Origin of the sequence: Ktedonosporobacter rubrisoli (assembly GCF_004208415.1) — a bacterium.
GTDB classification, from domain to species: domain Bacteria; phylum Chloroflexota; class Ktedonobacteria; order Ktedonobacterales; family Ktedonobacteraceae; genus Ktedonosporobacter; species Ktedonosporobacter rubrisoli.
The window spans coordinates 11,144,579-11,163,541 of the sequence record NZ_CP035758.1 but is presented as its reverse complement, the minus strand read 5'-3'; the positions used below and the strand labels follow the sequence as shown (position 1 = coordinate 11,163,541).

11 protein-coding genes are annotated in these 18,963 nt (G+C 50.5%); 6 read left to right on the top strand and 5 right to left on the bottom strand.

The window, feature by feature from the left end:
• Window positions 1-49: 49 nt before the first annotated feature.
• Window positions 50-3,343 (top strand): isoleucine--tRNA ligase, encoded by a 3,294-nt coding sequence (ileS, locus tag EPA93_RS47365; protein WP_129894246.1) that lies wholly within the window; start codon window positions 50-52, stop codon window positions 3,341-3,343.
• 85 nt (window positions 3,344-3,428) lie between these two features.
• Here ileS and EPA93_RS47360 read toward each other — a convergent pair whose 3' ends face one another.
• Both EPA93_RS47360 and hisI read right to left on the bottom strand, forming a co-directional pair.
• Window positions 3,429-4,166, bottom strand: a complete 738-nt coding sequence (locus EPA93_RS47360) for an HAD family hydrolase (RefSeq protein WP_129894245.1) — start codon at window positions 4,164-4,166, stop codon at window positions 3,429-3,431.
• A 33-nt stretch (window positions 4,167-4,199) separates the two neighbouring features.
• On the bottom strand, window positions 4,200-5,159 hold the full coding sequence (gene hisI, locus EPA93_RS47355; RefSeq protein ID WP_129894244.1) for a phosphoribosyl-AMP cyclohydrolase: 960 nt from the start codon (window positions 5,157-5,159) through the stop codon (window positions 4,200-4,202).
• Between the two features lie 399 nt (window positions 5,160-5,558).
• On the opposite strand from hisI, the gene lacZ reads away from it, so the two are divergent.
• Entirely contained in the window at window positions 5,559-8,678 is a 3,120-nt protein-coding gene (gene lacZ, locus EPA93_RS47350; RefSeq protein WP_129894243.1) for a beta-galactosidase, LacZ type, read from the top strand.
• Between the two features lie 100 nt (window positions 8,679-8,778).
• On the opposite strand, the gene pdxR is transcribed toward lacZ, so the two are convergent.
• Both pdxR and EPA93_RS47340 read right to left on the bottom strand, forming a co-directional pair.
• Window positions 8,779-10,287 carry a MocR-like pyridoxine biosynthesis transcription factor PdxR gene (gene pdxR / locus EPA93_RS47345; RefSeq protein WP_129894242.1) on the bottom strand — a complete coding sequence of 503 codons (1,509 nt, stop codon included), beginning with the start codon at window positions 10,285-10,287 and terminating at the stop codon, window positions 8,779-8,781.
• A 159-nt stretch (window positions 10,288-10,446) separates the two neighbouring features.
• Window positions 10,447-10,914 carry an SRPBCC family protein gene (locus tag EPA93_RS47340; protein WP_129894241.1) on the bottom strand — a complete coding sequence of 156 codons (468 nt, stop codon included), beginning with the start codon at window positions 10,912-10,914 and terminating at the stop codon, window positions 10,447-10,449.
• A 240-nt stretch (window positions 10,915-11,154) separates the two neighbouring features.
• Here EPA93_RS47340 and EPA93_RS47335 point away from each other — a divergent pair, with 240 nt between their 5' ends.
• Window positions 11,155-12,054: an AraC family transcriptional regulator gene (locus EPA93_RS47335; protein ID WP_129894240.1), complete on the top strand. Its 900-nt coding sequence runs from the start codon at window positions 11,155-11,157 to the stop codon at window positions 12,052-12,054.
• 823 nt (window positions 12,055-12,877) lie between these two features.
• Window positions 12,878-13,201, top strand: coding sequence for a hypothetical protein (locus tag EPA93_RS47330; RefSeq protein ID WP_242527288.1), 324 nt, complete (start codon window positions 12,878-12,880; stop codon window positions 13,199-13,201).
• On the opposite strand, the gene EPA93_RS47325 is transcribed toward EPA93_RS47330, so the two are convergent.
• The gene (locus EPA93_RS47325) at window positions 13,198-14,679 is read right to left on the bottom strand and encodes a helix-turn-helix domain-containing protein (RefSeq protein ID WP_129894238.1); all 1,482 of its coding nucleotides are present in this window, start codon (window positions 14,677-14,679) and stop codon (window positions 13,198-13,200) included. The two genes, EPA93_RS47330 and EPA93_RS47325, sit on opposite strands and share 4 nt — an antisense overlap.
• 582 nt (window positions 14,680-15,261) lie before the next feature.
• Here EPA93_RS47325 and EPA93_RS47320 point away from each other — a divergent pair.
• Both EPA93_RS47320 and EPA93_RS47315 read left to right on the top strand, forming a co-directional pair.
• Complete coding sequence (locus EPA93_RS47320) at window positions 15,262-17,367, top strand: hypothetical protein (protein WP_129894237.1); 2,106 nt, start codon at window positions 15,262-15,264, stop codon at window positions 17,365-17,367.
• Between the two features lie 59 nt (window positions 17,368-17,426).
• A complete protein-coding gene (locus EPA93_RS47315; protein WP_129894236.1) occupies window positions 17,427-18,947 on the top strand; it encodes a protein kinase family protein in 1,521 nt (506 codons plus the stop codon).
• Window positions 18,948-18,963: the final 16 nt, after the last annotated feature.

Here is an 18,963-nt window from a genome sequence, read left to right as displayed (position 1 = left end):
ATGGGCAGAGGTCGACGAGATTGATCCTCTGCCCTATGAGGAGGATGCAGTGTCAGTGAGATCAAGTGTGTTTCAGCCGGTTGTCATGGCGGATCGCGTTGATTACCCGGAGCTGGAACGATCTATTCAAAAGTGGTGGGACGCAAATGATGTGCTCAAGATGTACTTACATCGCAATGAGCATAGCAATAAACAGTATTCGTTTATGGACGGCCCCATTACAGCTAATAATCCTATGGGCGTTCATCACGCCTGGGGGCGCACGTATAAGGATCTGTACCAGCGCTTCAAGACGATGCAGGGCTTTAAGCAGCGCTATCAGAACGGTTTTGACTGCCAGGGCCTGTGGGTAGAGGTCAATGTCGAGCAGGCTCTGGAAATGAAGACCAAGCGCGATATCGAGGCCTACGGCATCGCTAACTTTGTCGAGCGCTGTAAAGAGCGTGTCTTTACCTATGCCAGACGCCAGACGGAGCAATCTATCCGCCTGGGTTACTGGATGGACTGGGACAACAGCTACTATACGCTCTCAGACGAAAACAACTATACCATCTGGTCATTCCTGAAGAAATGTAAAGAGCGCGGACTTATCTATAAGGGACGCGATTCCATGCCCTGGTGTCCCCGTTGTGCTACGGGTATCTCCAACATGGAGATGGAGTCTGAGGGCTATAAAGAACTCACACACCTCAGCGTGTACGTGCGCTTGCCCCTGCTAGAGCGTCCTGGCGAAAGCCTACTCATATGGACAACCACTCCCTGGACGCTACCGGCCAATGTTGCGGCGGCCGTGCATCCCGATCTACCCTATGTGAAGGTTGAGCAGGATGGAGAGTTCCTTTATCTTGTTGAAGAACTCCTTCCTGTCTTGAAAGCTCTCAAAGGCCGTGACAAGGGCGACTATCGTGTTGTCGAAAGGCTCAAAGGCAGCGATATGGTTGGTTGGACCTATCGCGGACCGTTCGATGAGCTGCCAGTGGCGCAGGGCATCACGCATACTGTCATCCCCTGGAAAGAGGTAAGCGCGACTGAAGGTACCGGCATCGTGCACATTGCCCCTGGCTGTGGACGCGAAGACTTTGGTCTTTCCAAAGAGTTTCATTTGCCAACCATCGCACCCACCGATGAATTTGGCGTCTACATCAGTGGCTATGACTGGCTCACCGGCCATAGCGTCTCTGACATCGGGCCCCAGATTGCCGATAACCTTACCAAAAAAGGTCTGCTTTATCGTCCACAGAATTATCGGCACCGCTATCCAACCTGCTGGCGCTGTAAGACCGAGCTGATCTTCCGCCTGGTGGACGAGTGGTATATCTCCATGGACCAGCTGCGCTACGAGATCATGGATGTTGTGCGCCAGATCACCTGGATACCTTCCTTCGGCTTTGACCGGGAGATGGACTGGCTGCGCAATATGGACGACTGGATGATCTCTAAGAAGCGCTATTGGGGCCTGGCACTTCCTATATATGACTGTCCTAAGTGCGGCAAATTCGAGATCATCGGCAGCAAAGAGGAGCTCAAAGAGCGAGCGGTAGAAGGCTGGAATGAGTTCGAGGGCCATACGCCGCATCGTCCGTGGGTCGATGCCGTCAAAATCAAGTGCAGTTCGTGCGGCGAAACTGTCTCGCGCATCAAGGATGTCGGCAATCCCTGGCTTGACGCGGGTATCGTTCCTTACTCGACGCTCCACTATCGCACAGATCCTGAATATTGGAAACAGTGGTTCCCAGCCGATTTTGTCACGGAGTCATTCCCGGGTCAGTTCCGTAACTGGTTCTATTCGATGCTGGTTATGAGCACTGTGCTTGAGAATACGGCGCCTTACAAAAAGCTTTTCGGCTACGCGCTGGTCATGGGTGAAGACGGTACGCCGATGCATAAATCAAAAGGCAACCAGGTCATCTTTGATGAAGCTGCGGAGCGTGTTGGCTCGGATACGATGCGCTGGCTCTTCACAAATCATGTGCCAGAACAGAACCTTAACTTCCCGCGTATCCCCACGGAAGAGGATATGGAGAAGGCTGCACACACAGGCTTGCCGGTACGCTTAAGCGAAAAATGGATGCTGGCACGCAAGACGCTTGATAAAGTTTGGAACATCTACTGGTTCTTTGTTACCTATGCCAATATCGATCAGTTTGATCCAACACAGCACCAGTTGCCGATGAGCCGACGCACTGAGCTGGATCGCTGGATCATCTCTGAGCTGCAACAGACGATACGCGAGGTTACCGATGGGCTGGAGAACTATGATACCACCAGGCCAGCGGCGGCTCTGCAAGACTTCCTTGATGATTTGTCCAACTGGTATCTGAGGCGCAGCCGTGAGCGTGTCTGGAAATCAGAGCTCGATGACGATAAGCTAGCTACTTATCTGACGCTCTACGAATGCCTGACGACGCTACTCACCCTGCTAGCGCCATTTATGCCCTTCATGACAGAGGCTCTCTATCAAAATCTTGTACGTAGCGTGGATCAGCAGGCACCGCTGAGTATTCATCTCTGCGATTGGCCACAGGTCAAGGAGGAGCTCATCGATGAGCAGCTCACCCGCGAAACCCATCTCGTGATGCGTATCGTGGGACTGGGACGCTCAGCGCGCGAGAAGGCCCAGATCAGGGTGCGCCAGCCGCTCCATGCTCTCTATGTTAAGGTACCCAGCGCCACTGAGGAAGAGGCTTTGCAGCGTCTGAGCAATCAGGTGCTTGAGGAGCTCAATATCAAGGACCTGGCCTTGATGAGCAATGATAGCGATATGCTCTCTTATACGCTCAAGCCACGGGTTAAGATCCTTGGTCCTAAATTCGGGCCACGCGTGCAGAAAATCCTTGCTCTCTTTAAGTCATTCGATGAGCGTACAGCCCAGGCCGCAGCCAGGCAGCTCAATGAGACTGGACTACTCAAGCTGGTGCTTGAAGATCAGCCCATTGAGCTAACGGCCGAAGAGGTCGAGGTAGTAGCAACTGCCCGCGCGGGCTTTGTGACAGCTGAGGAGCGCGGCTACATCGTTGCCCTTGAGACGACGATTACGCCCCAGTTGCGCGAGGAGGGTCTCGTCCGCGATCTTACCCATTTTGTGCAGGATATGCGCAAGAAGGCCGGCCTCAATATCGAGGATCACATCGGGCTTGCCTTCTATACCAGTGCAGAGCTGGCCAACATTCTGCTTGGCTATGAGCAACAGATACGCGAGGAAACGCTGGCTAACAATCTGCTCATCTCGATCAGCTATGAAAATACGCCCTCATTTACAGAGAGCTATCGCGAGACTATCGCTCCTAACGAGATGAAGAAGCTGGAAAACTATAAAGTTGAAGTTGTCTTAGGGAAAATGTAGTCTTCTTACAACCATATGGGAGCTTGCTCTCTAGAGCAGGCTCCCTATTTTATCTATACCCAGAGCTCAAACGGAACCCGGATAGCTACAGCCAGCCATCCAGCAAAGGCAATAGCTCAGCCAGCGCCGAAATTTTGGCGCTGGGGACAATCTGTTCCGGCCGTGGCCAGGGATACTTTGTCTCACGCCATACCGCCCGCATCCCCACGCCTAGCGCACCTCCAATATCATCAAACATGCGGTCTCCAACCATCACGCAGCGCGATGGCTCGACCTGCAGGCGCGCAGTTACTTCTAGAAAAACAGAAGGGTGCGGCTTGGAATGAGGCAGATCGGAGGTATACACAATCTCATCCAACAGAGGCGCCAATCCATGGACGACTAGATCGGCGTTATGCCATTCCGCAGCCCACCAGGTGTTCGATAGCAGGCCGATTCGCAGATCGCGTTGCCGTATCTGTTGTAGCGTTGAGACGGCATCAGGAAAAACTATCGCCCAACCATCTACCGCACGGGCATAGCCATCTAGAGCATCCAACAATTCCTCAGCGCTAACAGACAGGTCCAGGCGTCTAAAACCAGCAGTGAGTAAGGCCGCGGGCGTACTGCTCGTTTGCTGCGCTTCTACTTGCTGCCAATGATACTTCTCGGCCTCACGCATAGCCTGTACATAGTCCGCTTGAGACGGCCAGCTTCGCTCCGGGTAGCACGCAACAAGATAATCATAGGAAAGCCCCCAGCGCCGCCCCGCATCGCTATCCCAGTCGGGCCAGTCAACCAGCGTTCCTCCCAGGTCAAAGACCACGGCTTGCAAAGAAGTCATCCCTGCTTCTCCTTTCGCCCCTCCCACGGAGCCTTATTTTACCAAACCCTTGCGCCGCATTTGTTCAAGATCAAACTCGGCAGGATCAAGTGGGCTGATCTTGGCTTCTGAGCAGGCCCAACCAATAAGGGCAAAGCCTAATTGCAGACCGCGAGCTACAGTATCTACCTGTTCTGAGGATAGCAGGCTCAAGCACTCCTGGCGCAGCTCTATCGTTTTCCCATTATCATAATTTGCGCAAAAACCCTTCAATAGGGCCTCATGGGGCGCAAATTCGTTATAAGGAACATTTTTGCCAGCCGCGAGCAAAAATAGCCAGTAACCTACCTGGCTCCCTTCTAATACAGTATCAGGCTGTCTCCCAGAGTGAATATGCTCGCCACTCTGTACATCCGCCAGTTCTTGCAGCTCATCGCCAAGGCGCGATACCAGATAGCTCTGACTATGTTCCTGAAGCAGGCGTGAAGTATTAGAGATCTCGCTGAGATCATGATCGCGCAAGTAGAGATAGACGCCGTAGAGCTGGCGCATCTCAGCCTCTAGTTTCTGCTGGATTTCAACAGGAATTGAAGTTGCGTCCATGGCTTTTGTAGGCTCCTGTGGCGACGCTTCTCCGTCGCTGTGCTTAGCATAAACAACTTTGGGATCAAATACACGTTGGGCAACGACCTGATAGGTATCATCTGGCAATAAACGGCGATAATAACAACTGCGATATCCATCATGACAGGCGGCACCGCCGTGTTGTATAACACGAACCAGAAGACTATTTTCTTCACAATTTATAAAAATACCACGTACTTCCTGAACGTTTCCCGATTGCTCTCCCTTATGCCAGATAGTCTGTCGTGAACGACTAAAAAAGTGTGTATGACCTGTCTCGCGGGTCAAACGTAAAGCTTCCTCATTCATAAAAGCGACCATAAGTACTTCCCCGGTCTCATCATCCTGAATGACGGCCGGGATCAGTTCCTGACGATCAAAGCGCAACACGACGTGTACCTTCGCTTTCTACTTCATATTAACAACGATTTACCAGGCGAATTAGCTAATTATTTTGCATATCTTGTTCATATCACCCAATAGCAAAAGGGCTTCTCTACCCTGCAAGCATCTATTATACACTTTTTTCAACGGCTGGTTGCGTGGCTCATCATGAATAAGACAAACGGGATGCCTCCAGACCTGGAGCTTGTTTTATTTACGCTTGACTTCTGGAAAATTTTACAAATTAAGCTAGCAAGATGATAGCTCACGCTGGCACTTGCCTCTGATCTGAACGCCCTCGTTGTTTTAAACGGCCTCAGGCTCTATACTTTACATATGCTTCTGGCAACTTCACTGCAAGCTTGCCAAGAACCGATTACAGCGCGAGGAGCTACTTTCCAAAGCATGAGACGAATTAACAATGATCAAGCGCCCAACGATTGGGAAAACTTGCAAGTATTACACAGAAATCGCTTACCGGGCCGCTCTTATTTTATCCCCTATACGGATGAAGCGGCGGCGCTGACTTATGAGCGTGGCAACTCTCAGGCCTTCCAATTACTCAACGGTTCCTGGAAATTCTATTTTGCCCATACTCCGGAGCTTGTTCCCAGGGAGTTCTTTACCGAGGCTTTTGATGACAGCGAGTGGAATGACATCATGGTTCCGGGCTGCTGGCAGCTCCAGGGATACGGCAGGCCACAATATACAAACGTTGTCTATCCTTTTCCGGTTGACCCGCCCCACGTGCCCACGGAGAATCCAACTGGTTGCTATCGCCGTACTTTTTTTATCCCAGCTCACTGGCAGGGCCAGCGTATCCGCCTGCGCTTTGAGGGCGTTGATAGCGCTTTTCACGTCTGGATCAATGGCACCCGGGTAGGATATAGTCAGGGAAGTCGCTTACCGGCAGAGTTTGACATCACTGAGTCGCTCCGTTTGGGCAAGAACAATCTGTCTGTATGTGTCTACCAGTGGTCCAACGGCTCTTACCTGGAAGATCAGGATATGTGGTGGCTCAGCGGTATCTTCCGCGATGTCTATTTACTTGCTGTTCCTGCAGTGCATCTTGAAGATTATTCCATCCAGACAGATCTCGCTCAAGATTATCTCAGTGCTCGCTTACGGGTTAAGGCAGCTCTTGGGAATAGTAGTGCGATGGGCCAGCAAAATTGTCAGCTCAAGCTACAGTTACTGGATGCCAATAGACAGCCTATAGCCGGTGCGGAAGCTATGTCATCAAGCACAGTTCCTGATGGGAGGACTGACGTCAAGATGGAGCTTGCGGTAAGCCAGCCACAGAAATGGTCGGCCGAGCAGCCCTATCTCTACCACCTTCTTGTAAGCCTCTATGATGAAGATGGCCAACTCCAGCAGGTCATCACGCAGCGCGTCGGCTTTCGCTCAATTGAATTGAAAAACTGCAACTTTCTTGTCAATGGCGTTCCGGTCATGCTTAAAGGGGTAAATCGTCACGAGCATCATGAGGAGCTAGGCAGAGCTGTACCTTTGCAGCGCATGCGCGAGGATGTGTTGCTCATGAAAAAGCATAATATCAATGCTGTACGCACCTCTCACTATCCCGATGATCCGCGCTTCTACGATTTATGCGATGAGTATGGCCTGTATGTGATCGATGAAACGGATCTTGAATGCCATGGCTTTGGTCTGCTTGCGGAACCGGCACGCTGGGCCTCGGACAATCCCCAATGGGAAGACGCCTACCTCGATCGTCTGCAGCGCATGGTTCAGCGCGATAAAAATCATCCCTGCATCATTATGTGGTCTCTTGGCAACGAGTCTTTCTATGGGCGCAATCATGCTCTTATGTATGAGTGGCTTAAGGCCAACGATCCTTGCCGCTTAGTCCATTATGAAGGGGATCAGGAAGCCAGGACCGCTGATGTCTATAGCCGCATGTATCCTTCTCTTGCCACGTTGATCGAGTTGGCAGAGAAGAAAGCGCTGGATAAGCCGCTTATTCTTTGCGAATATGCCCATGCTATGGGCAACGGACCCGGCGGCCTGAAGGAATACTGGGAAGCCTTCTATCGCTATAAGTCGCTACAGGGAGGCTTTGTCTGGGAATGGCACGATCAAGGCATTCGGTGCTTTACAAAAGATGGCAAAGAGTATTTTGCCTATGGTGGCGATTTCGGCGATCAGCCTAATGATGGCAACTTTATTCTCGATGGCCTGATCTTTTCCAATCATACGCCAACTCCGGGATTCCTGGAATATAAAAAAATCCTTGAGCCAGTTGTTGTATCCGCTTTCGACCAGGAAACCTGCGAAGTTTCGCTCACTAATCGCTATGATTTTAGCGACCTGGATCATCTCCATTTATGCTGGGAGATTGTCGGAGATGAGCGCGTTCTACAAGCCGGAACGCTCTCCCTTCCTCGCATCGCCGCTGGCGCAAGCGCTACTATCACGATACCTTTCTCGCGTCAAGTCTTGTTCCAGCAAGATGTAGATTACTGGCTCAATCTCAGCTTCAGGCTCAAGCAAGATACGCCCTATGCCAGGGCCGGTTATGAATTGGCCTGGGCCCAATTCCAGCTCCAGAGGGCGTCATCTACGTCGCTAAGCATTGGGCAAATGCCCCCGCTTGAGGCCTGGGAAGAGGGAGAAAAGCTACATATCGCGGGAGCCGATTTTAGCCTGACGTTTGATCAGATATACGGAATCCTGACCAGGTGGGCTTCCGCCGGCGCAAAGACCATACTAGAAGGTCCCCGCCTCGATCTCTGGCGCGCACCAACTGACAATGACCAGCGCTCCCCCATTGAGCAAGAATGGAGACAGGCCGGACTCCATACACTTCGGCACCGCATCGATCATTTCGCGTGGCATAAAGAGAGTAATGGCAAGTCTATCGCGGTAGATATAGAAGCTCGCATCGCGCCGCCAGTCTTAGCCTGGAGTATAGCTTGCACTTACAGCTATACTATCTATGGCAGCGGAGATATGCTGCTCACAATTCATGGCACCCCACAGGGAGATTTCCCGCGCACACTGCCCCGACTAGGCCTGAGCCTGACGTTACCAGAGCAGCTGGATCATGTTGCCTGGTACGGTCGTGGGCCAGGAGAATCGTATAGCGATACGAAGCAAGCCAATCGTTTTGGTGTCTACGCCAAACGCGTTGCAGAGCTCATGACTCCTTACGAGCGCCCGCAAGAGAATGGCAACCATACAGATACGCGCTGGGTGGCCTTTAGCGACACACGAGGGCTGGGCCTGCTGGTAACAGCATCGCCACACTTTGATTTTAGTGCCCATCATTATAAGGCTGAGGATCTGGAGCTGGCAAAGCATCACTGCGAGCTTCGGCCGCGCAAGGAGGTAGTTGTGCATCTCGACTACGCTCAGCACGGCATTGGCAGCGCAAGTTGTGGTCCCGGCCCCTTGCCCGAATATGAGCTTATGACTCACGAATTCCACTTCACGGTCAGGCTCAAACCATTTAGCTATGATCTCATTTCGCCAATGGCGTTGAGCCGGCGAAATATTGCTCACTAGCGAGAAAGCACGCAAAAATCCCCTCACATGTGGCCGACGCCAAAGCCATATGTGAGGAGCTTTGAGCACCGAGTCACCTCCGAGCAAAAATGATCAGCTCTCAATCCTCTCGTATGAGCTCGACCAGCGTTTGCACCCCTGAACGCAGCTCTAGTGGAGAAGAGCTGGCAAAGCCTAACAATAAACCATCGCGCGGCAAGGCACGTGTACTAAATTGCGAAACCGGCACAATATATATTCTACGAGCCTTTGCCTTATGCATGACAGCTTGAGCACTTACATCCTGGGGAAGCCAAACTACCAGATGCATACCAGCCTCAGGTATAGTAATATCTACGCTAGCACCCATTCCCCTGACAAGGGCCTCGACAAGAGCATCTCGACGTTCTAAATATTGCTGGCGCATTTTTCGTAAATAGCGCACAAAATGCCCCTCGATCATAAAGTCGGCGAGAGCCATCTGCTCTAAAAGAGGTAGATGAACATCGATAAAGTAGCGCGCAGCGAGGAAACCTTTGAGCAACTCAGGCGGAGCGACAAGATAGCCCAGGCGTAATGCCGGGAAAAGCACTTTGCTAAAGGTGCCAATATACAAGACTCTTCCGGCGCTATCAAGACCCTGCAATGCTTCCAACGGGCGCCCACTGAAACGAAACTCGCTATCGTAATCGTCCTCCACGATCCAGGCTCGTGCCTCTCTTGCCCATTTCAGCAGGGTCAGCCGGCGATCCAGGCTCATAGTGACTCCGCTAGGAAATTGATGCGAGGGCGTAACTATTGCCAGGTGTGCATTTGGGCAGAGCATTTGCCCGATCTTCACCTCTATGCCCTCATTATCTACTGGTACAGCAATGGGTCTAGCTTCGGCGGCAAGCAATGCTCCACGCGCACCCCAATAGCCGGGGTCCTCTACCCAGACAGGATCGCCGGGATTAAGTAGCACACGGGCAATGAGATCCAGCGCGCCTTGCGAGCCCGATGTCATGATAATTTGCTCAGGCGAGCAATGAACTCCACGGGTAATACCAATGTGCGCGGCAATTGCCTCACGCAAAGGAAAGTAGCCCTGAATATCTTGATAAAATGAGAAAGTTTGTAAGGTATGGCGAGCATGTTTGGCTACAAGCCTTGCCCAGGTTTCATAGGGAAAGTTTGTTACATCTGGCTGTCCCGTTCGAAACAAGTTGGTTCGCGTGCCAGGATGAGTAGTCTCAAATTCGTTAGGATCTATCGCGCCAATGAGCGCCTGATAGCGTTGTGCAAGCATGGCTTTTTCGCCTGCCGCCAACTCAGCATTCTTAGCCTTCGCTTCCTCGCCTGGCGAGAACAGTTTCTCCGCTTGCAAAAGCGCAACCCGTGTACCATCGCCAACCCGACTCTCGATATACCCTTCTAGTAAGAGCTGCTCATAGGCCAGAGCTGTTGTATTACGTGATACTCCTAGCTGGCTAGCCAGAGTACGCGTCGAGGGCAGACGAGCTCCCGCCTCCAATTGTCCCGCTAGAATCTTGGCCCGTAAACGCTCGTAGAGCTGCCTGTAGAGAGGTAGGGCAGCGTTCTGGTCAAGAACGATACCTGAACCCTTAATAGATTTTGCCCGCTTGGCCATATATACGTGCCTGTTTCCTTGAAACTGCTCATCCAGAGCTACGAATTATTCCAATGGTCCTTGTAGTATAGGCATAAATAGGCAGCTTTACAAGTCCATTATGCGATCCCAGCTTCGGATGCTTGTCATCTAATCGTGGCAAGCATCCGAAAGATGCGCTTATTTTGCCTGCGCCTCAAGATACGCAGGTAGACAGACCTCGAACAGATTTTTCCAGCCCTGGGCAAAGACATGGATAGCATATGGCCTGATGATCCCTGTTGCCCGATGTTTAATCTTGAGCAGCGTTGCAGTTCCCTGGGGTATAAGTTCAAAACGTAGCAGACCTTGGGACGGTTTATCCATTCCTAAATGTCCCTCTATTTCCAGTATCTTATCTTTCTCAAGATAGGTCACCGTCCCAAAGACTGACCCATTCCCATTTCCCCAATCCTCATACATTCGCTTGCCCAGTTCTGCCTCCAGGACAACTTTCCCTTGTTTTATAGTAGAGTATTTTTTATCCCACCAGCTATCGATCTCTTGCGTAAGAGCTCTGAAGACACGCTCCGGCGCAAAGTTGAGCGGAACTTCCAGCTCGATATGCAACAACTCAATCGTCGGTGTGCTGACACTTTCCTCAGGCATAGTTCGTTTCCTCTCTTCTATTGTCTTGATCTTATTTCACTCATCATCTAATATGCCGGCTATATCTCTGAGCTACTGGAAAGTTTAGCAGGGCAATGGCAAGACGTCTTGTACAAACGCGACAGACCAGTATAAATGCACCTTAGAAATGTGCTATCATAGCACGCGCCTGCAAACAGTAGCAGCATTCATATCTCAAGCAAGCTTGCCCAAAGAGCTAAACCTGTAAAGGATATAACTGTGAGCGAAACATACGCAGACAAGCACCTGGACATGAAGCTCCCTCAAGCGGAGAAAATAAACTTTCGGCTGACATGCTATCAACCAGCGGAAGATCTTGCTTTTCTGGTAGAGCACTATTGGATTGTCAGCTGGGATTTTCGGGGAAAAGCTGCTTACCTCGCCGAAATTCTGCCACATCCACGTGTTCATCTGGTTATAGCGCAAGATCAGGCCAAGGTCTTCGGAGTAGTAAAAGGTAAGTTCTCCTATCGCTATGAAGAGGCTGGGCATATCTTTGGACTCAGATTCAAGCCCGGAGCCTTTTATCCCTTTACCCACATCCCCATTGCACAACTTACTAATACCTCGCTTAGCCTCTCGCACATCTTCGGCCTTGAGTCCAGCGGACTGGCAGAGATCGTTCTCAAACAAGAGGATACAGAAGCGATCAGACAAATAGAAAAACTTCTCCGTAAGAAACTCCCCACGAGAGATGAGTATGTAGAGATGGTTCAGCAAATTCTGAACACCATCATCACAGATCGCCAGATCATCAGGGTAGATAATCTCGTATCCCGCTTCAAGCTACACAAACGAACATTACAGCGACTCTTCCGTCAATATGTGGGGGTCAGTCCAAAGTGGGTCATCGAACACTATCGGCTTCATGAAGTAGCCAGGTACCTGGCTGAAGGAGCTAGAATAGATTGGTCGCAACTAGCCTTAGATCTAGGTTACTACGATCAAGCACATCTCATTAAGGAATTCAAAGCTATGCTTGGGCAAGCGCCCACAGAATATGCCAGGCAAATTGGCAAGCATTCCTCTGTTTCCTCTACATGCGTGCTTCTGCATAAACTAGTTGACGACCAGATAGGAAATAACAAGAGTGCGAATATCTGCAATTTTACAGGCTAGCACGATCTGCTGCAAATAATCTTATACAAGTGGCGCCAGGCATTTATAAACCCTTAAGCAAGTTGAACAGCGTAACTTTTTCTTCTAAAAAACAGTTTATCCAGCATGGATGGATTAGTGATAGTCAAATTGGCTTCCTCTTTCTGAAGAAAGATACAATTACACCCGCAAAGCCTTGATTTCTGCAAGCATGTCGTGTAATGTATAGAATATACACAGTTTTTAGCAATTATATGTGCAAGTTGATAGTAACAAGCAATTCAGGAAGCTGACAGAGATTCCTGAAGTTCGACCCAAGAGTGCCGTAGCCGTCCCTCATCCTGGAGTATCATGTAAATTAGTCTTATACCAGTTCAAGAGCGATACATGTATAAGATTAGCGATCTTATACTCCCAAAAATGGGGGTAATAATCATCAAGAAAGGAGATGTTGCCACCGGAAAGTATTAGATAAAAATAGCATACTTTTATTGGCAACATATTTTAGTAAGTACGCTGATGTGCAAGTTATTTTTACGTATACCTGGAGGACAAGCCTTGGGATACCTCGCGGTTTAGCGAAGTGTCCCCGGTCTCTCGCTTTCCTCGCTTCAGGGTCACGCACAAAGCTTGCATATAGCGCAGTGAAACCAAGGCAAGGAGAGCAATTATGCAAAAGGTGTCCCTGCGAAAAGTCAAAACTCCCATTAGTTACATGCAAGAAATAACTGAGGAAGTTCTTCACTTTTCCTTGCAGGGTTTATTACCGGTAGGACACACCCTGGCATTAAATACTACATTGGGCACTCTATCCCTTCTCGTTTGTAAGGAAGATAGACCCCACATGCTTGCAGAGCAGCAATTTACCACCAGCGAAATTTGTGTCCTGATGCCCCTTCTTGAAGCCTACCCCTACTATTGCCCTTATGAAGTCTTGCTGGCTAGCTTTACCAGTGGGAGAGTAACAGATACTACCATCGCTCGTTGCCGCAAGCGCCTGCAAGAAGCGCAGGAGGCTGGCGTTTGGGATCAAGAGATGCGACCTGTGCGCAATGTTTTATCACGCACGCGCCTGAAAACACGCACCTTTGGCATAGAGATCTCATCAATCCTTGAAACAGGCTATATTCTTATGTATATGCCTGAGCGCAAACAAGCTGATGGTTAGGTAATATTGCCTGGCCCCATATGCTTGCAATGAACCTGCAACCTGCATATTTTAAGAGCAACATGAAGGGCAAGACGATCTTGCCGCTCTTCAAGATCCAGGCCGCAAAGTTTCTGTATGCGTTCCAGACGCTGCAATAATGTATTGCGATGCAGGTTGAGCGAGCTAGCCGCTTTAGCTATATTACCGCCGTATTCCAGATAAATTTCTAGCGTATCAAGTAGATTGGTCTTTTTGCGTAGATCATGCTCTACCAGCGCTTCTATCTGGTTCTGATACTGATCGCGTAAGCCATTTGTGTGCGCAAACTTAAAGATATAGCGATACACACCAAGGTCCTTAAAGTGGATGCAGCTCCCATTATGGTTGAGGCATTGCCCCACTTCCAGTGCTTCCTGGGCTTCGGCGTAGCCACGCCGATAATCATCGAGGGTGTTACACGCATTACTGACACCAATAAAGGCTTTGATGTGGCGCTCAGCATGAATCTGGCCTATGAGTTGATTTAACCAGCTATCAAGCGCCGCCTCTGTTTGATTATGCAGCCCAAGCAAACAGGTGAGCAAGTTATTGTGCTCATCAATGAGTGAGCCTGGGCAATATGTCTGGATAGCTTGCTTTATTTGCTCAACAACGCTCTCATAAAGCACTAGCTGCTCGGCTTTTTCCTTTACAGTGCCCTGCGCACTTGCCTCTTCACCATCCGATAAGCCAATCAGGCCAATAAGATGGGGCTTACTCAGATCATATCCTAGCAAATAGGCCCTTCGCTGCAAGGACTCATCGCCCTCAAGGCAGCCTTCAAAGAGATCCTTGATAAAAGCCTTAAGCAGCGCCTTCTGTGTAAATACACCCTCCTCTACACACCGACGATGCTTAATAGCTAATGCTGTCTGGTTGGCAATCGTTGTTAACATCAACTGATCATCATCTCTATAATAGAGTTGCTTATTTGCATAGCAATTGATCAAGCCAATCTGCTCGGTGCCAGCAATGAGTGGTACTGCGACGAGCGCCTCATATTGCACATTCTGTAATGGATTTAACGCCGCCATTTCTTGTGTATTTAAACTGGGCAATTGTCCGCGTAGATTGCAGGAGTGTAGATGCTTCCACACTGCAGGCGCTATTCTAAGCGTTTGTCCCGCCACATTTCCAGCACTCAGATCGGGAGCGCTAGTGTATAAGCTCAGCATTTCTTCGGCTGGCTCTTTTAAGAAGATGGCGCAAAGATCTGCCGATACCGCCTGCCCAATAAGAGCAGCCAGTTCATGCAGCATTTCCTTCAGAGGAAGAGGAAGAGTTAGCGTCGTAACAAGATAGCGCAACACCTCATGCAGTTGTGCCTGAGAAGTGGGGGACAGGGAAGGAGCCACACCATGAGCCGCATGGATCAACTGTCCAGCATCCTCACGCGAGGCCTGGCTCTCAATTTGCTCCTTACGAACCTGATCGAGGGTAAAAACTCGGATGCTCATCTCGCTTCCATTTCTAAACAAACGTAATAAAGGACCTTACGCCTGCCCTAGAAGTACATATCACGACGTACAAGCCTTGCACAAATGGAAGTCTGAACTTTTACCAGTGTATCACAATTTATATGCTTTGTCTAGCCCAAAGTTGATACAAACTCGTTATACAATGTCTTACATATTTCTACATAAGACAGGTATAAGACAGTATAAAGCTCCCCCTAAGTATCGGCACATCATTGTATAAGACTGGGTATCTACTAGATAAGACAAGCTAATGGTCTGTCAGACAGCATTTGACGAGAGTGCCGCCTGCGGCGGAGGAAAAGGGGGGAATGTGGTGCAGCCCCAAGCCCCAGGGCAGAGGGACGCCGCGAGCGAGCGGATTGGCAGACCTTGACAATTCCGCAGGTTCACGGATTTCGTAAACCTTGGCAAACCACCAGGATCGGGATTCAAAAAAGCGTAGCGATTAGCAAAGACGGTAAATGCGGAAGGCTTATAGGAGATAATGAGAAGTCCAACTGCCTATACTTCGAGCGTACGTAGGATGCTATAGGATTCTTAGTGGATAAAGGGATTTCTGCCATGTTACATCATGATCCAACAAGATTTTCAGGCCCACTGGGACCACTCAATCCACGCATTGGAATGAGTGGCATCCATACCCCCACACAGGAGACAAGCAATAAACAGCAACAGGTTTCTCTTCATGGCATAGCTCTGGCACGCGACCCATGGGCCGAGCGCTATGGCCCCTGGCTGGTGCTCGGTTTCTCATCAGCATTTGCCCTCTTTTTAATTGCCATGGCCTTGCTGGGACAAACTCCCGGTAAAAGCTTCTTCTTAAAGAGCGTCTCAGATATCTTACAGTTCGCTGGTGAGGGCATTGGACTCGTATTTTGTATTCGTATTACGTTGCGCTTACGCAAAGTTGCCACACAGTTAAAACAAAGTTACTTTGAAGAAGAGTCATTACGACCTGCTTCTAATACGCTAAGAATTGCGCGTGCCGAAGTTCAGTCAGCTCAACGCGCTTATCTGGCCTGGCTGTTTCTCACTATAGCCGTTGCCTCATATGCCAGTGGACAGGCTATATGGACGAGCTACGATGTGCGGATGAACTCGGCAGATGTGCCATTTCCCGGAATCTATGACATCGGCTTTGTATGTTGCTATCCTTTTTTCCTGATAGGCACGCTCTTACTCACACGCCGCAACAAAGCCGCAGTTGGACGTATGCGCCTGATCCTTGACGCCCTTGCGGTTATCGGTGCTTCGCTAGCTATTTCCTGGTTCTTCCTGTTAGGCCCTTCTATCGCCGGGCTCTCGCATGCCCCCAGCGCTGGAGCAGCCTTCCTTTCTATCTACTTCCCAACAGGCGATCTATTCCTGGTAGCTGTGGGCGCATTTTTGATGTTCAGCCCACTCTCCAATCGAATCCAGCAGCCGGTTTTTCTACGTCTTTGCCTGGGCCTATTCTGCCTGGCCGTCACAGATAGTCTGTTAGCTTACTACACGCTTTCGTCTAGTTTTAACACAGGAACGCTGCAGGATGTCCTATGGCCTCTGAGCATGTCGCTGATCGGATTGGCAGCAATTGCCTACCCTAACAGTATCGCTCAAGAGCAGGAACGGGAAGCCCAACTGAGTGGAGGCAAGCCTTTATTAAGCACAGGCTCTACGAGGATCTCCCAAATCACGACCACAGCGCAGACCATAGCTCCTTTTATCCTGGTTCTTACCACCTGTGCCATACTACTAACCATAGTTGCGCCTCATGGAGGAGCTGTTCTTATTCAAGCCGATATAGTTGCGCTGGCCCTTATCCTTGTCGTAGTCGTGCGCCAGGCCCTTACGCTTATCGAAAACAACCGCTTAACCATGCAAATGCGCGGCGAGCTGGTCATCTCGCGCCGCGAACTTCAGGTCACCAGGCGTGAAGCCGACGAAGCAACACGTACAGCCCAGGAGAAGCGCGTCCTTGAAGAAGGGGTCGTGGCCTTAAGGGAAGTACACGCCCGCGTAGCACGCGGCGATCTGGCTGCACGCGCACCAACCATCCCCGGGCCACTTCTGCCCATTGCGGTAAGTCTCAATCTTATGCTTGACCGTTTGAGTTCTCTCTCGCAACGCGGCTCACGCTACGATCAGCTCTCGACAGAGTGCAGAGCCATTCAGTCAGCGGTAGAACGCATGGGTCAGGGCCTGCCGGCCTGGCCTAACAATACAGCGATACCACAACATAACTCAGAATTGCATTCAATTGTTCTTGGCCTGACGCATCTTCAGCGCATTCAAGAAAGCCAGTGGCGACGCCTACTCAGCGGCCTGGAAACCATTAGCAACTTGACGCGTAAGATCCGCGAGTCTCTAACTGAAGTGCGTCAATCTAGCCTCTTCGCTAACCTGGGGCAAGCAAGCTTTGAGAGTATGATCATGGAACGCTTAATACGCGAAACTGGTATTCTTGACCAGCAACAAAAAGACTTATTAGGCCAGGTAGCGCAGGCCAAATCTCGCCTGGAGCAGTCAAGTACGCCGCCTCAGCAGAGCGAGCTTCCAGAAATACCCGCACATTTGCGAAACCTGCTGACCGCGCCGGCGCAAAGGTCCAAGCCTACGCATATACCATCTGGCAGCTACCAGCTAAAGCGCACATCTCCATCTTCATTCAATGGACAGGATTTCTAGAAGATTATTGAGATGTACCATCATGCTAAGCATGATGAGCCCGGAAAGGCCTGAACGAGATGGGCAAGCACACGAGCAACTTTACTTACTCAGATAGCTTCTCAACAAAATCAGATGATAGACATGCAACGCCACCTTTCGGCATGCAGCCTCAATATGACCTGCAGAGAAGTACAACTATATCTTGTCTTGGGCATCCCTCCCATCCAGTTCAGACAGGGGAAGTAATCTGCCGCTCCTGTGGCGCTTTAGCTGCAGGAGCCCATCTAGGCATTTATCAGATTCAGCAATTGTTAGGAAGGGGACGCAGCGGCAACGCGTATCTTGCCCAGCATCAGAGATCCAAGCAAGCTGTGGTGATAAAACTATTTGCCCCCGATCCTGTTAGCATGGGTTTATGGGAGGCAGCACGGCGCGAAGTGCGTACCATCACAGCTCTGCGCCATCCTTCCATCCTCCCTAATTTCAGCTGCACGGCCTGGTATCCCAAGCTGCCGCCGGGGACTACGAGGCCGCTCCCTGATCTCACCGCGCCCTATATTGAGCAAGATGTCTATCTCCTTACGCTCTGTCAATACGCTCCCATTACGCTTGATCATTTCCTGGCCCACTACCAAAAGAGCAAGCGCGCGATCCAGGAACAGGGCCCAAGGTTTTTAGGATATTTGCTCAGCTTGATTGCTCAGGCTGGCACGGCGTTAAGCGCGGCTCATGCCCACGGCATAGCTCATGGGGCACTTGTTCCCGGCAATATCCTGCTCAATAATCAGGGGCATCTCTGGGTCGCGGATTTCGGGCTGGCGCGCTTACATACGCCATCGGCGCCCTATCTACCACCCGAGCTCTATGGCGTTCGCGATGCATGCTTACAGAAAGGCACTATGACTCCCTTCTGGGAAGCTATCACCCCGGCAGGCGATCAGTATATGCTCGCAACGCTGTGCCAGCAGATCCTTTCACAATTGCTGCTCCCTGCTGATTATGAGCATTTACAACCAATCCTGCAATGTGCCTTGCATCAACACCCTGCGCGACGCTTCGCCAGCATAGATATCTTCATTCATGAGCTGACTGAGCAGGCGGCGCGCCCTTCCCACACGACCGGTCACTCACTGAGGCCAGCCTTTGAAGTTCTGCCACAACAGGACCAGCCATCGAGTGGCGAATATAGTCGAGGATATGTCCAACTCACGCCACCGCCGAGTGAAGCATACGAAAAGCAGCATCCTGCCACTGCCAACTATAGCCTTGCTTCATCTCTTCCGCCCTCGACACCTGCCGATGATTGGGAAAAGTTGGGAGGCAAATTCTTTACTTCGCGTGATTACGAGTCGGCGGTAAACGCTTACTTACAGGCGCTAGAGCTGGATGTTAACAAATATTCTTGCTGGCTAGCCCTCGGCGATGCTTACTTCGCCCTGGAAAGATACAGCGGGGCATTGGGAGCCTATGAGCGCGCAGCGGCTCTCAATTCGTATGATCCTGGCGTATGGACCAATCTCGGTACAGCCCTCGATGCCCTTGGCCGACATAAAGAAGCGCTGATCTGCTATGAGAGGGCAGATCAACTCAATGCCTGATCGAAGGAGATTTTGT